The following is a 14,948-nucleotide window of genomic DNA, read 5'->3' on the forward strand; positions in this document are numbered from 1 at the left end:
CCGGCTCATCGGCATCCTCCACGGCTGCCTCAAACACCGCACCCTCTACAACGAACACACCGCCTGGAACCACCGCGCCAACCTCGCCGCTTGACACCTTGCACCCCTGGGATGTCTTCGTGGCTCGTCGCTTGCGCTCCTCGCACCTCAGGGAGCAAAGGGAGGGCATCGATTTGACCCCACACAGCAGCGGTTCTGTAGTTCTTGCGGATATGGGAGCAGCCTCGAAGGGTCAGGTCAGAAGCCGGCCATAGGCGGCGACGAAGAGCTCCACACAGACGTCGAGGATCTCGTCGAGCGCGTAGCGTTCCGCGTCGGCCTCCCCCGCACCGGCGACGTACCAGTCGACGAGAAGCTGGGTGACTGCTCCGACCAGGCCCACCGACGCCAGCCGTTCGCGGTCCGACGTCGGTCGCGAGCCACGAGCGAGTGCCAGGATGAGCGCGGCCCAGTCGTGGATCGCGCGCATGCGGACCCGCTCGATCTCCGGGGACACACCCACCACTTCGACGAGCATCACACGCGCGCGCCGGGGATCGTCGGCGAGGCAGGACATGAACGCCCCGAGAGCCGCTCGTGTGACCTTCGGAACATGCTCGGCGGCAACGCCTTCCGCCGAGTCCGATGATCCGGGGGCGGCGCCGGCGATCTCCGCTGCGGCATCGACGGTCGCCGCCCGGACGAAGTCGACGCAGTCGTCGTACACGGCGACGAGCAGGGCGGCGCGGTCGGTGAAGGACTCGTAGAAGTATCGCTGCGTCAGTCCGGCGAGGTCGCAGATCCCCTTCACCGACACGTTCGCGTATCCGTCGGTTCCGAAGGCGTCGAGCCCGGCCGCGATCAGGGCGGCGCGACGGCGTTCGCGCCGCTGCGTCGGGTCGGCTCCGCCATAGCGTCGTCCGGGCGGGGTCGGCGTCGACGGGGTCGGGTCCGGCACGGCTGTCACGCGAGCTCCCTCCCGGGTCTTTACAGCAGATATTCTGACACGTTACCTTGTCAGAAGTAAGTGACATGGCATCGTGTCAGATATCGCTGTGAGGGGACAATCGTGCTGGAGTTCTTGCCGGAGCCGATGCGTGAGCCGACCGTGCTCGCGATCCCGTTCTTCGTCACCCTGCTGGCCATCGAGTGGTTCGCCGCGGCCAAACTCGAGCACGATCACACCGAGACAGCGCCGCCGGGCGCCTACGACTCGCGGGACGCGCGTTCGAGCGTCTCGATGGGACTGGTGTCGATCGCGACCAGCGCCTTCTGGAAATTCCTCGGACTCCTGCTGTACAGCGTGCTGTTCGCCTATGTCGCCCCGTGGCAGCTGCCCGCGGACGAGTGGTACACGTGGATGATCGCCTTCCTGGGCGTGGACTTCCTCTTCTACTGGAGTCATCGCGTCTCGCATCGGGTCCGCCTGGTGTGGGCGACCCATCAGGCCCATCACTCCAGCGAGTACTTCAACTTCGCGACGGCGCTGCGGCAGAAGTGGAACATCAGCGCCGCGGTGCTGATGTGGATCCCCCTACCGCTCCTCGGCATCCCGCCCGCACTGGTGTTCGCCGCCTACTCGCTGAATCTCATCTACCAGTTCTGGATTCACACCGAGCGGATCGGAAAACTGTGGGCACCCGTCGAATTCGTGCTCAACACACCGTCGCATCATCGGGTACACCATGGCTGCGACCCCGAGTACCTCGACCGCAACTACGGCGGGGTCTTCATCCTGTGGGACCGGATGTTCGGCACGTTCGCTCCGGAGATCCGCCGGCCCCGCTACGGCCTGACCAAACCGGTGGACACATACAACATCCTGCGACTGCAGACGCACGAATATGCGGCGATCGCGCGGGATGTGCGCGGTGCGTCGACGTGGCGCGCCCGCCTCGGCTACGTCTTCGGGCCGCCGGGATGGACGCCACGCGACCTGGTCGGAGAGCAGGTGGCGGGGAAGACTGGCGCATCCTCGGAACGCATCTGACGGAGCGACCTCAAGGGCGAGGTCGGTCGGGCGCCATATGCGGTCACTGTGCCGATCGTCGTGACGAGTGAGATGAGCGCGGTCTGGATGCCGAGCACCGCCCGTCTGATAGCCAAGCTCATGAGCCAGACCTCAACTCACGCAATCTGGTGCGTGCATCTGAGTCTGCCGCGAACAGGTATCCGAGCCCTGCTGCCACCACCGTCGCCCCGAGAACGGCGAAGCGCCCGAGGCCCCCGGGTCGGTCCTACCCTTCTCGCGTGTCAGGCTGTCGCGTGAGTACCGTAGGGCGGCCGAGGGAACCGTCACGGTCAGATACGGGCGCGCGGTATCAGGATGGCGTATGCCAGTTTCCTCAATTGCCCGTCGATGCCCGGCCGAGAGCGGAGCTCGGGGGACGAGATCACGTGGCCGGCGAACCCGGCCAGAGCCTGCTCCAGAGCCTTGGCATCGGCCTGTGACAGGCTGGGCGTACGCACACGGATGGCAGTGGTCCACTCGGCGGAGTAGTCCGAGGTGGTGCGGCCGAGAGAGATCTGGTCGGCTTCCGGTAGATACACCGCGTCCCGAACTGCCACGGCCAGCACCCGCCCATTGGGGCCCAGCGAGTAGTCGACGAACACGCGCAGGAGCACGTCGAGCGTGTCACCGGCGGCGGCTCCGTCGAGTGCCGCGATCGACGTCCCCAACAAGCCTTCGATGCCTCGACGGATGACCGTCCACAAGATCTCGGTCTTCCCTGCGTGCTCGTGATAGACGGTCGCCACCGAGACGCCCGCGTGGGCGGCGATCTCGTCGATACGAACGTTCCGGAAGCCGCGTACGAAGAACAACTCGGTCGCGGCGTCGAGGATTCGTTCGCGTCGGGCGATCGGACTTCGACGTGATCGTGCGTCATCTGTCCCCACCACAACAGGAGCCGTGGCCAGGTCACAGTCGAGAATCGAGTCCGTGAGCGCCCGCTGGACCTGCATGAGGCGCTTGGCCGACAGTGAGCCACGCATCCGGGCCGTGCTCGAGTACACACTGAGGACAGCGGTCGCGAGTAGTTCCGCGCCCGCCGGGTCGACCGCGGGTCGGGCGGCGCTGATCTTCGCCGCCAGCGTGTCCACGAGTCCCCCGAAGGAGCGATTCAACTCGGACAGGCCCGATCGCTCCAGGTGCAATCGTTCGCGGTTCCAGAGGATGGAGACATCTCGATGCGCGGTCATGTCACCCAATGCGTCGAAGAACAACCCGATTTGCTCCTCGGGAGTGCCACCGCGCTCCTGCGCATCGGCCATGAACCGGCTGACGGTCCGCACCTGCGCGGTCAACGCCTGCGCGAGGATGTCCTGCTTGGACGGGAAATGTCGGTACAACGCAGGCCCGGTCAGTCCGACCGTCGCACCGATCTGTTCCATGCTCACGTTGCGGTAGCCGAACTCCTGAAACAGGCGTGTCGCCTCTCGGACCAGGTGTTCGAGCCGGAGTTCGGGCAGTCGAGCGCTCTTCGCACTCGCGGTGTCTGCGGATTTCGACACTGGTGTCGAGGGCAGCGGTACAGGAGACCGCGCCGATGGATCTGCGTCATGACCCGCTCGTACGCGAGTGCCGTCGTCGTTCATACTCGTTGGTCGTAACTCGGACCTCGAGTTGCACGCGCCGATAATCGCGGGGCGCGGTCAGGTGCTCGACCGGTGCGTCAGCCGGCCATCGTGACGCGCGAGATCTCGGCCTGATAGCCGCTTCCCGAACTCGGCAGGCTCGTGAGCCAGACCATGACGTAGCGGGTGGTCGGCGGCTGGGCGATCGGAATCGTGGTGGACGCCTGGTCCACCTGACCCGACGCCACCGTCGTCGTCCGGGCGAACGCCGGACGCGCCGACGGCGACGTACGGATCTCGACGCTGATCCCGGGCGTCGGACTCTCGATGGTGACCGACCGCACCGGGCGTTCCGCTCCGAGGTCGAACATGAGGCCCAGCCCCGGCTTGAGCCCGCCGAAGTCCGGACGCCCGCGATAGTTGTCGGTCTGCCACGGCGGGGCGGCGCCGGTGATCACGTTGCGTACGTTCGCCGAGTTGTCCGGTGTCTGCGCGGAGAAGTCGACGACCGAGACCGACTGCAGCGCAATGGGTTGCGGGGCCGCCGGGGCCGCGGGCGTCGGCGGCGGCTGGGCGCCGGGCGGAGGCGAGGGCTCGGTCGTGGTGAGGATCGAGTCGATGTCGCTCGAGCCGCTGCTGCCGCCGAAGATGTTGGTGGCACCCACGATCAGCGCGATGACGATGAACAGGGCGAGGAGTCCGGCCCCGATGAGCAGCGCCAGGTTGCGGCGCGGTGGCTTCGCGTCGCCACCGGCACCCAGTCGGGGCGCCACGCTCACCGGCTGCGGGGCGTCGGCGTCGGTGATGGCGGGCAACATGTCGGTGTTCAGGTCGACGACCGTGGCCTGATCGAGGACGTGCTGCACCGTGGCCGCGGTACGGATCCCGCGGGAACCGTCGAGCGCGCGCGCCGCGACCGCCGAGATCTCGAACGGGATGTCGGGCTTGCTGAGCCGCGGCTCGACCGGTTGTCCGTCCTCACCGGGTGTGGCCACGGGGATCCCACCCACGGGCTCGGTGGTGTCGGCGGTGGTGATCAGCCGGGACCCGTCCGCGGGATCGAGCGCCCAGCGGTTGAGCAGGAGCGCGTACAGCACGGCCCCGAGGCCGCGGACATCGGACGCCTTGTCGTCCCCGGCGAGGGTGCCGGGGAACGCGAGCACGGCATTGCCGTCGTGGCTGATGCGGATGCGGTCGGGATGGTCGATGGACAGCGCGCCACCGGAGCGGTGGGCGATCTCGGCGGCCGCGGCGAGTGATCGGACGGCCCGCGCGGCGCCGATCGGCGACGGTCCCGACCCGGCGACATCCGCCAGGGACGATCCGGGCACCCATTCGGCGACGACGATGCCGCCCGACGATCCGCGGACGACGTCGAGGACCCGTGCCACCCCGTCGGAGTTGATCTGGCCCAGGCGCAGGGTGCGCGACAGCACGGCCTGCGGTCCCTGATCGGACATCTTGGCGGCCTGACCACGCTCGGGCGGCGGTGCGAGTTGCTCGGCGTCGACGAAGGTCAGCGCGACCTCGCGGTCGAGGTTGATGTCCTGGGCCCGCCAGAACTGCAGACCGCGGGTGCCGCCGTGCTGCTCGAGCAGTCGGTACCGGCCGCCGGCGACCGCAGCGCCGGGGATGAGGCGTGGTCCGCGGCGGCGTGGGCTCGCCGCGCTGTCGGCCGCACCGGTTTCGGCGGCGGGAGTCGGGGTCGGTGGAGTGGGTGCGTCGCCGGCTCGGGGCTCGGCGGGCGGCCCGGTGGCAGCAGTGGTGTCGACCTCACTGTCACTCACGCGACGGACTCCTCTCCTGCGGTATCTGATGTCGCGCGGTACCGGCGCGCGTTCGGGGATGGGGCGCACATCCCGGGTCGCGCCGATCGCGCCACCGGAGTGTACGGAGTACGACTGCCACGTCGCGGTACCTCTGTCGAAGCGGCGCAGCACCTGTACCTGACCAGAGTACGGGAGCGATTCGTCGCCGGTGACGCGCGGAAACTGAACTGTGATCGCCGGTGACTGTTCACGTTCGGGCTGCGGCGGCGGGGCGAGCGCCGGGATGAACCGGCCGAGCAGACGGCGTACGGCCAGCCCGATCGCGACGACATCCGGTACGCGGGCCGCGGCGAGACCGGCGTAGGTCACCGCGAGCACCACCGCGGCGGTCAGCCCGAGGTAGAGGACCGACCCCACCTTGCCCAGCCAGCCGATCATGTCGTCGAGGCCGGTGAGTTTCGCGACTGCCCACACGGTGGCGGAGACCCCGATCGAGACGGCCAGGGTCACGACGGACGTGCGTGCCACATCCGAGAGCCGGGCCCCGCGAAGACGGCTGCGGAGCAGGAAGTGCCCGACGACGGCACCGACCAGATAGCCCAACCCGTTGGACAGCGCGAGCCAGCGCACGACGAGTTCGGGATCGTCGAAGAGCACCGGCCCCAGGTACGACGACACCACCTTCACCACGGTGATGCCCAGCGCGATGAACGTCGGGGTCCACGCGTCCTCGCGGGCGTAGAACACGCGCAGCTGGACGAGGGTCATCGAGTACGGGATGAGGGTGAACGCACCCCACGACAGCACCGAACCCAGCTGCGACGCGGAGGCGGCGTCGAACTTGCCGAAGTTGAAGACGGCGATGGCGATGGCCGGTCCGAAGAACGTCATGAACGACACGACCGGGACGAGGGCGACCATCGTGAGTCGCGTCGCCAGGGACAGATCGTCGACGACCGCCTTGGTGTCGTCGGCGGTGGCGTTGCGCGACAGTCGCGGCATGATCGCGGTCAGGATGGTCACGCCCAGCACGCCGTACGGAAGCTGCAACAACTGCCAGTGGGTGAAGTAGATGCTGACGCCCGACGCGTCGGCCGACGATGCGATCCGGTAGGTGACGATCAGGCCGACCTGGAGCAGCGCCACGTACGCGACGATCGCGACGGCCATGTTCCCGAACTGGCGCAGGCGCGCGTCGATCCCCCACTGCAGGCGCAGCCGCACCCCCGACTTGCGGAGGAACGGCACCAGTATCAGCGCCTGGAGCACGACGCCGGTCGTGCAACCGATGCCGAGCACCAGGAGCTGCGGATCGGACATCCGGACGGGGTTGAGGGTGATCTCGCCGGGCACCACCGCGTAGAGCACGAGAGTGGTGATCTGCACGACGTTGTTCAGTACGGGCGCCCACGCACCCGGCTTGAAGTAGCCGCGCAGGTTGAGGATCGCGATGAACAACGCGGACAGGCCGTAGAACAGGATCTCCGGCAGCAGCAGGTAGGCGAGCGCGGTCGACAGCTCGCGATTGACCTGCCCGTCCCCCAGGTTCAGATAGGTGAGCAGCGGCGCCGCGATCACCGCCACGACCGTCGCGGTCCCGAGGACGACGACGGTGATGGTGAAGATCCGGTTGATGAAACCCTCGCCGTCGTCCTCGGCCTCGGCCCGGGCGAGCAGCGGGATGACGATCGCCGTCAGCACGGCGCCGAGGACGACCTCGGCGATCATGTTCGGCAGCACGTCGGCCGCCTGGAACGCCGAGGCGATGGCAGGGCCGAGCATCGCGAGGATGAGTACGGTCCGCAGGAAGCCGGTGATGCGACTGAACAGGGTGGCGATCGCGATCGACCCGCTGGTGCGCAGGATGCTCGAGTCCGAGTCCCGCGCCAGACCGGTCGACGACGCTTTCCCGTCGGGCGTTTTCCCGTCGGGCGCCTTCTCGTCGGGTGCCTTCTGGACGGACACCGCGCCGGCGGCCACCGGACCGTTCGACGGTCCGCGGGGGTCGGACGCGGTCATGACCCGCGTGTTGTTCTGGGCCGGTGACACGTCCGGCCGGGCCGGCGTGGGGGCCGGTGGAGTAGGTGCCGATGGCGCGGGCGGACGCGGGGCCGAGGGTGCCCGCCCGCCCGGCCGCGGCGGCGCGGGTCGTGGGGCCGCAGACCGCGCGTCGGGCGATCGTGGTTCGGCAGGCCGTGGCGCAGTGGGTCCCGGATCCGGGGACCCGGGCGGGATCCGCGTCGGAGGGACCCGGCCACCCGAAACCCGGTTCGGCGGAATCCGCCGGGGTGCGGCGCGCTCGGGACGCTGGGGCGGCACCGGGCCGGGTGTCCCCGACCGCGGTACACGCGGCTCATCGTTCCAGGTCACGTCGCTTCTGCCGCCGTCCTCGGGTCGTGGTGATGTCGGTCATGGAGGGTCATCGCCCGGTTCCTCGCCGTACGTCCGACCCTCGCTCTGCAGGGTACGGCGTCGCTCCTGATACCCGCTTCCGGCAAGCAATCGCTCGAGTTCGTCGGGTTCGGGACGGTCGGCGTCGGCGGGATCGGGCTGGCCGCGGAAACGATGCCACAACCGACGCGCGGTGAGCAGGACCAGCGCTGCCGCAGCGATGATCGTGATGTAGAACAGCGGCTTGCCGTACGCGTTGGTGTGCACCGACAGGCTGATCGGCTGGCCCAGTGGCACGCCGGTGACCGTCGACAACCGGATCTGCACACTGATCGCCTCGGAGGCGTCGCCCTGGGTGGGCAGCTGGATCTGCCGGGTTCCGCGCGCCGGGATCTCGATCACCCCGAGGTCGCCGATCTCGATGCCCGCCGGCTCGGACGTGGTGATCCGGGCACGCACCGGGAGCGCGAGGTCGTTGCTCACGACCAGCAGCAGCGGACTCCGCTCGGAAGCCAGCGTGTAACGACCGCCGGGATCGAGGATGGTGACCGACTGCGACATCCGGTACAGGGTCGACGCGACGGCGTCGATGCGTTCGGTCTGCGCGCGCCGCAGGTGGGTGTAGACGGCCGACCCCTGGGCATCCGGGGAGCGGATCGCCCGGAGCTGGTCCTCGCGCAGCGGCGACATGTACCGCTCGGGGGTGGCGGCGACATCCGCCGAGCGCACCAGGGCGCCCTCGAACTGCCAGCTGTCCTCGACATTGCGTCGTATCGATCCGGTCGCGTCGCTCGTCAGCACCGAGCCCACCTCGCCCACCGGACCGACCCCGGGCGGGTCGATCAGCCGCGCCTGCTCGGGCGCGGAATTGAGGTCGGCGGCCAGCGTCGACAGCGGAGCCGGTGTCGCGGCACCCGATTCGAGGAGCAGCCGTGCGGTGGTGAACAGGGCCTCGGCGTCGGCGGACGTGGGCGACCAGTACGTCGGGGGCATCAGGAACGCCGATCTGCCGACGACCGGGTCGGGCGACGGGCGTGCCCCGGGTGCGGTCGGACCGGGTTCCGGCGCGGCGATCGCGGGATAGGCGAGGGCACCGATCGCGCTCTGGCGCCTGCTTCCCTCGGACTCGTCGGACAGGTCGACGCGCTGACTCGGAGGCGTCAGAGCGGGGGTGGACGGCGCCGTACCGAGCGCGGCGAACGAGGCGGTCACAGGTGCGTCGTAGGTCTGGGCGGCGAGGTCACCGATCCGGTAGCGGCCGGCGGCGTCGCGGCGACCGACCGGCGCGACGGAATTCGACGACACCGCGGTCGCGGTCATCTCGGCCTCGGTGAGGGCGGCGGCGCCGTCGGCGTCGATCGCCCCCAGGGCGGGGATCGAGAGACCGCGCACGCTCCGGACGCCGAGCACGGTGTCGATGATGTCGGCCGGTGACCGCAGCGCGGCCTCGGTGAGGCCGGTGTTGCCGATCCGGGTCAGGGAGGTCAGATCGGCCTGCGCGTACGGCAGGGCCACCACGCACATCCGCTGCGCGATCCATCGCAGGCCGGTGAGCCAGCGACCGGCGGCGTCCACGCCGCTACCGGGCCGGGTCGTCGACCTCGGATCGGCGGGATTGTCGGACACCTCGTACCCCAGCGACATCGCGCGCACCGTGACGACGAGGTCGGGGTCGATCGCCAGGCACATGCTGTCGGCGAGCTTCTCCGAACCGGGCAGTGCGCTCGGTTCCGGGTTCTCCGGTGTCTCGGATGGCGGCGTGTCCGATGTCACCGAATCCGATTGTGCGGGTGGGGGTTCCCCGACGACCCGCTGCAGCGCGGCGAGTAGCTCGGCGAGTCTGCCGCCGTCGGCGAGCGACCGCGCCATGTTTTCGTTGATCAACCGGACCGGTTCGGTGTTGCCGCCCAGCACACCCGGCGCGAGCTGCGGCGGGGCGGCCAACGGCCACACCATCGTCATGCGTGCCGGACTGGACAGGTTCGCCGACACCGACCCGTCCGGCCCGAGCCCGACGACCGGGTCGGCGTCGGAGTACTCGGTGGACGGGTCGACGTAACCGGCGGCCCGGGTGTCGTCGGGTGGCAGGGACAACACCGGCAGCAGCATCCGCGATCCCGCGACCTGCGCGGTGTTGCCGTACTCCGGGGTGCCGTTGACGTTGACCTGCATCGGGTACACGCCGGGCTGGGAGATGGCCAGGCCCTGGCCGTCGGGACCGTTGTTGGCCGAGAGTGCCATCGACATGCGGAAGCCGACGCTCTCGCCAGGGGCGAGCGAGTCGGACAGCGCTTCGAAGGGGCCGGCCACGGCGACGGCCGGATCGTCGTCGGCGAGGTCGGTGCGCAGGCCCGCGGCCGACGCCACCGGATCGCCGCGCTCGAGCCGGATGGTCAGGTCGGTGATGGACCGGTCGCCGACGTTGTCGACGCGTCCGCTGACGGTGACCACCGGCCGGCTGGTCGTGGTCACGATGTTCGGGGTCATCGAATCGATGACGATGCGGGCGAAGCGGCTCGGTGACCGGTCCGACGCGCCGGATCCGGCGTCGGAATCGCTGGTGGCCGTCTCCGGCGCCGCCGACGCCGGTCCCACCGCGCCGGACAGGACCATCAGACCGAGAACGGCCAGGACCACGGCGGAGGCCAGCGTCGCGAGCGCGCCGGACCGCAGCGCATGCGAGAAGGCGAGAGAACGAGACGAACGGGGCTCGGCGGCGGACGGGCGCGGCTCAGCCATCGCCGGCCGCGGGCCGTCGTGGACGGCGCCGGCGCCGGCGCGGACGAACCGGGGGCGGTGGCTCGTTGCGGCGCTGGTTGCGCGCGGCGGCGGCTTTCTCATAGGCGTTGGGTTCGGTACGGATGCTGTCGGCCTCGGACTGGGCCAGCCGGGTGGGGTCGGCGGCGAGTTCGGCGATCACACCCCGGGCCATCCGGGCGAGTCGCCGCTCGTCAGAGTACGTGAGCCGACGCGGGAGCTCGTGTAACGGCACCCAGGCCACCTCGGACACCTCGTAGTCGGCGTCGGACAGCTCGCCGCCCGTGCACCGCAGCAGGTAATGATGCACGGTCTTGTGGATCCGACGACCTTCGCTGACGAACCAGTAGTCGATCTTGCCGAGCGGGGCCACCACCGTGCCCTGGATCCCGGTCTCCTCCTCGACCTCGCGGATGGCGGTCTGCTCGGCGGTCTCGCCGGTTTCGATGTGTCCCTTGGGCAGCGACCACATGGTGCGGCCGCGACGGTCGACGCGACCGATGAGCGCGGCCGACAACTGGTCGACGGGGAGGTCGAGGTCGGAGATGACGAGCCCCCCTGCCGAGGTCTCGCGCACGGTGCGGAGTTTCTCGTTGCCCGCGCGGTCGGGATGGACGCGCTCGGCAGCCGGGCGTTCGGACGCACGGTCCGCCCGCGCCGTGCGCCGTCGACCCTTCGACGCCTTGCCGCCGGCCTGGGTCAGACCGGTCTTGGTCAGCTTGGCGCTGACGGCGACCATGTCCGACGGCTTCGGCGGGGTGACGCGGGGTCGCGCACGATCGGGATCGACCGGGAGCTTGTCGACGGGCTCGGCCTCGACCGGATCCGGGCACGCGGGATCGGCGGCCCGGGCGCGGGCGAGGTCATTGGGAGTCGGGTGATGAGTGCTGGGTGCCGGTTCGGAGGCCGGGTTGGGCGAGCCCGGTTTGTGGCCCGGCCGCGAGCCCGCCTGGCCGGGAGTCGGCTGCTTGTTCTTGGGTTGGGCATGACCGCTCTGTTTGTGCCCGTGCGGACTGTGCGCCGTCGGGGTGTGAGCGGGCGCCGCACCTCGGTTCTCGGACTTGCGCCGGCCCCGGCGGCGTCGGCCGCGCCGGGCACGACGCCCCTGGCCGGAGGCATTCTGCTCGCCTTGTCCGCCACCCTCACCGTGCGCACCCGACGAGACGCCGCTGACGTCTGAAGGGTTGGTCGAGGAATCGGTGGACACTCCACGATGCTAGCGGCTGGTCACCTGCAGTTTGTCCGGACGCCTCCGAGGGCGCGTAGGTTGTGGATTCGCAGTGTCGCGAGTGCGCCGGGGGTGTATGAGTCGTCGCCGACGAGCTGTGCGGCGTCGTCGTCGCGGGTCACGACGGTAGGGTGGCAAGCCGTGAACGACACTTCCCCGTCCGGTGCGGCGGCGTCTGGGCCATTCCGGAATGGGGCAGCCCAGCCGGACCAGGTGCACTCGGCGGACCCGGAACGGCGCACCCGTCTGCTCGCCGCCGCGGCGATCGCACTGCGCGACCTCGACGACGTCCTCGTGCCCCTCGGCAAGCTGTTCGAGACCGCCGGCCACGAGCTGTACCTGGTGGGCGGCTCGGTGCGCGACGCGGTTCTCGGGCGTCTGGGCAACGACCTCGACTTCACGACCGATGCGCGCCCGGAGACGGTGTCGCAGCTCCTCCGCGGCTGGGCCGACGCGTTCTGGGACGTCGGCATCGAGTTCGGCACGGTCGGGGTCCGCAAGGGCGACCACCTGATCGAGATCACGACGTTTCGCGCGGACTCGTATGACCAGGTCAGCCGCAATCCCGAGGTCACGTTCGGCAAGACCCTCGACGACGACCTGATCCGACGGGACTTCACCGTCAACGCGATGGCGGTCCGGATCGGCTCGGCGGGCGCCCAGGACTTCCGGGACCCGCTCGACGGGATGACCGCCCTGCTGGCCGGGGTCATCGACACCCCCGCCACGCCTGCACAGTCCTTCGGCGACGACCCGCTCCGGATGCTCCGCGCCGTCCGGTTCGTCTCCCAGCTGGGATTCCGGCTCGCGCCGCGCGTGTGGCAGGCGATCACCGACATGAACGGTGAGATCGAACGCATCACCGTCGAACGCATCCGCACCGAGCTGGACAAACTGATCTGCGGCGAGTTCCCGATCGAGGCGATCGACGCCATGGTCGAGACCGGTCTCGCCGAGCGGGTGCTGCCCGAGGTGCCCGGCATGAAGCTCACCATCGACGAGCACCACCAGCACAAGGACGTCTACCAGCACTCCCTGACCGTGCTCCGCCAGGCCATCGATCTCGAGGACGGCGATCCGGACCTGGTGCTGCGCTGGGCGGCTCTGTTGCACGACATCGGCAAACCCGCGACGCGGCGGCACGAACCGGGGGGTGGCGTCAGCTTCCATCACCACGAGGTCGTGGGCGCGAAGATGGTGCGCAAACGGATGCGGGCGCTGAAGTATCCGAAGGCGGTGGTGTCCGACGTGGCGCAGCTGGTCTTCCTGCACCTGCGCTTCCACGGTTACGGCGACGGCGCGTGGACCGACTCGGCCGTCCGTCGGTACGTCACCGATGCCGGTCCCCTGCTCGACAAGCTGAACAAGCTGGTGCGCGCCGACTGCACCACCCGTAACAAGCGGCGCGCCCGGCGGCTGCAGCAGAACTACGACAGTCTCGAGCAGCGGATCGCCGACCTCCAGGCGGCGGAGGATCTCGAGAAGGTCCGGCCCGACCTCGACGGCAACGCGATCATGGAACTCCTCGGCGTGCCGCCCGGCCCGATCGTCGGACAGGCGTGGCGTCATCTGAAGGAGCTACGCCTGGACCGTGGACCGCTCAGCCGCGACGAAGCCGAGGATGCCCTTCGCGAATGGTGGGCGGCGCGCAGCGGTCAGTGAGGACTGCGAGACGCCCCGGGCGTTTCAGCTCGCGGGCGCGAACACCTCGATCGCGTGCGGTACCGCCTCGAAAACCGCCGGCAGCTCGCCGACGAGGTCACCGTCGACCGACACGAGGGCGGGCGGATCGCAGTACAGCTCGACCTCTGCGCCGCGCATGGTCCGGACGTTCGGGCTGTCGATGTGCTTGCCCGAGAACACCTTCGGGAAGACACGCGCAATCGTCCAACGTGCCAGCCGCGGTGGGGTGAGCGCGAGGGTAACGTCGAGCCGGCCGTCGGTGATCGACGCCTGCGGCGTGATCTTCATGCCACCGCCGTACGACGTGGTGTTGCCGATCGCGGCGAAGATGAGGTCGGATTCGACGGCCTGGTCGTCGACGCGGACCTGGTAGTGACGCGACCGCAGTGCGAGTAGTTCGAGCAGCGCCGCGATCGTGTACCGGGACTGTCCGCGCGGTCGGCGCATGTCGATGGCCCGCGCGGTGACCGCGGCGTCGAACCCGGTGGCGGCGACCGTGCTGAACAGCGCGGTCTGCCCGTCCGGGAAGCTGACCCGGCCGAGGTCGATGGGTCGTCGGTGGCCGGCCAGGATGACCTCGACGGCGTCGGCCGGATCCAGTGGGATGCCGAGGTTGCGGGCGAAGTCGTTCCCGCTCCCGGCCGGGATGACGGCCAGCGGCTTGCCCGACCCGATCGTGGCCTCCACCGTCAGACGCACCGTGCCGTCGCCCCCCACGACGACGAGGACGTCGGTGTCCCCGCGGGCTGCCTTGCCGGCGAGATCGGCGGCGTCGGCGATGTCCTCGCCGACGATGATCTCCACCTCCACGCCGCGGGCACGCAGCAGTTCTGCGGCGTCGTGGGCGACGCGCAGGCCCGTTCCGTGCCGTGCGTACGGACTGGCCACGAGTGTGGCGTGTTCGATAGTCATATGAGTCGGCCCCCCGCCGTTCAAGTGATCCGTTACAGTGTTACACATCATGGCAATCCGTAACGAGGAGATCGGGGATCTCGTTCTGGATGCAGCACGGAGCTGTCTGCTGCGTAGCGGCGGACGCAAGGTGACTGTTTCCGAGGTGGCCCGACAAGCAGGCGTGAGCCGACCGACGGTGTACCGCCGGTGGCCCGACATCAACGAGATCATCCGCGGGCTGTTGACCCGCGAGGTCCTGGGGGTCGTCGAGGACGCCATCGGCGGACGAGGCGAACCCGCCGATCTGGATGCGCTCGTCGATCGGGTGGTCGCGGTCGTCGGCGCGCTCCGCGACGACGAACTGATCGCCTCGCTGTGGCGCGAGCAGCGAGACTTCATGGCGCCGTACGTCTTCGAGCGTCTCGGTACGAGTCAGCAAGGGGCGCTCGCGATTCTCTCGGACATGCTGTCGCAGGCCCAGGAACGGCGCCACGTCCGGGCGGGTGACGCCAAACGGATGGCGGCGATGGTGCTGCTGATCGCGCAGTCGTTCCTCCAGTCCGGGGCGCTGGTCTCCGACATCATCGCCGAGGGCTGGAGCACCGAGTTGCACGAGATGCTGGCCGGGTATCTGCGTCCGGCCGGTGCGGGCGTCGACGGATGACGTCGTG

The 14,948-nt window shown here is 69.5% G+C and carries 10 protein-coding genes; 3 read left to right on the forward strand and 7 right to left on the reverse strand.

What is annotated here, in order from left to right:
* Positions 1-232: 232 nt before the first annotated feature.
* Complete coding sequence (locus JW364_RS12115) at positions 233-946, reverse strand: TetR/AcrR family transcriptional regulator (RefSeq protein WP_065630855.1); 714 nt, start codon at positions 944-946, stop codon at positions 233-235.
* Between the two features lie 102 nt (positions 947-1,048).
* Here JW364_RS12115 and JW364_RS12120 point away from each other — a divergent pair, with 102 nt between their 5' ends.
* Positions 1,049-1,969, forward strand: coding sequence for a sterol desaturase family protein (locus JW364_RS12120; protein WP_065630856.1), 921 nt, complete (start codon positions 1,049-1,051; stop codon positions 1,967-1,969).
* 311 nt (positions 1,970-2,280) lie between these two features.
* On the opposite strand, the gene JW364_RS12125 is transcribed toward JW364_RS12120, so the two are convergent.
* The 5 genes from JW364_RS12125 to JW364_RS24415 all read right to left on the reverse strand — a co-directional run bounded on the left by JW364_RS12125 (position 2,281) and on the right by JW364_RS24415 (position 11,822).
* A complete protein-coding gene (locus tag JW364_RS12125) occupies positions 2,281-3,492 on the reverse strand; it encodes a helix-turn-helix domain-containing protein (RefSeq protein ID WP_307814776.1) in 1,212 nt (403 codons plus the stop codon).
* Between the two features lie 161 nt (positions 3,493-3,653).
* Positions 3,654-7,343 carry a murein biosynthesis integral membrane protein MurJ gene (locus tag JW364_RS12130; RefSeq protein WP_205333766.1) on the reverse strand — a complete coding sequence of 1,230 codons (3,690 nt, stop codon included), beginning with the start codon at positions 7,341-7,343 and terminating at the stop codon, positions 3,654-3,656.
* Positions 7,344-7,733: 390 nt separating this feature from the next.
* The gene (locus tag JW364_RS12135) at positions 7,734-10,328 is read right to left on the reverse strand and encodes a DUF6049 family protein (protein ID WP_205333796.1); all 2,595 of its coding nucleotides are present in this window, start codon (positions 10,326-10,328) and stop codon (positions 7,734-7,736) included.
* 118 nt (positions 10,329-10,446) lie between these two features.
* Entirely contained in the window at positions 10,447-11,679 is a 1,233-nt protein-coding gene (locus JW364_RS12140) for an NUDIX hydrolase (RefSeq protein WP_058253768.1), read from the reverse strand.
* Between the two features lie 20 nt (positions 11,680-11,699).
* Positions 11,700-11,822, reverse strand: a complete 123-nt coding sequence (locus JW364_RS24415) for a hypothetical protein (protein ID WP_264186656.1) — start codon at positions 11,820-11,822, stop codon at positions 11,700-11,702.
* Between the two features lie 91 nt (positions 11,823-11,913).
* On the opposite strand from JW364_RS24415, the gene JW364_RS12145 reads away from it, so the two are divergent.
* A complete protein-coding gene (locus tag JW364_RS12145; protein WP_058253767.1) occupies positions 11,914-13,362 on the forward strand; it encodes a CCA tRNA nucleotidyltransferase in 1,449 nt (482 codons plus the stop codon).
* A 24-nt stretch (positions 13,363-13,386) separates the two neighbouring features.
* Here JW364_RS12145 and JW364_RS12150 read toward each other — a convergent pair whose 3' ends face one another.
* The gene (locus JW364_RS12150) at positions 13,387-14,295 is read right to left on the reverse strand and encodes a diacylglycerol kinase family protein (RefSeq protein ID WP_078113888.1); all 909 of its coding nucleotides are present in this window, start codon (positions 14,293-14,295) and stop codon (positions 13,387-13,389) included.
* 49 nt (positions 14,296-14,344) lie between these two features.
* Here JW364_RS12150 and JW364_RS12155 point away from each other — a divergent pair, with 49 nt between their 5' ends.
* Entirely contained in the window at positions 14,345-14,941 is a 597-nt protein-coding gene (locus tag JW364_RS12155; protein ID WP_065630859.1) for a TetR/AcrR family transcriptional regulator, read from the forward strand.
* Positions 14,942-14,948 lie beyond the last annotated feature (7 nt).

Source organism: Gordonia sp. BP-119 (genome assembly GCF_016924115.1).
GTDB classification, from domain to species: domain Bacteria; phylum Actinomycetota; class Actinomycetes; order Mycobacteriales; family Mycobacteriaceae; genus Gordonia; species Gordonia hongkongensis.

What these genes read in the sequence shown, in the direction of transcription:
- JW364_RS12130 (WP_205333766.1), bottom strand. Translation starts at nt 7,343, where the DNA reads ATGACCGCGTCCGACCCCCGCGGACCGTCGAACGGTCCGGTGGCCGCC.
- JW364_RS12135 (WP_205333796.1), bottom strand. Translation starts at nt 10,328, where the DNA reads ATGGTCCTGTCCGGCGCGGTGGGACCGGCGTCGGCGGCGCCGGAGACG.
- JW364_RS12150 (WP_078113888.1), bottom strand. Translation starts at nt 14,295, where the DNA reads ATGACTATCGAACACGCCACACTCGTGGCCAGTCCGTACGCACGGCAC.
- JW364_RS12155 (WP_065630859.1), top strand. Translation starts at nt 14,345, where the DNA reads ATGGCAATCCGTAACGAGGAGATCGGGGATCTCGTTCTGGATGCAGCA.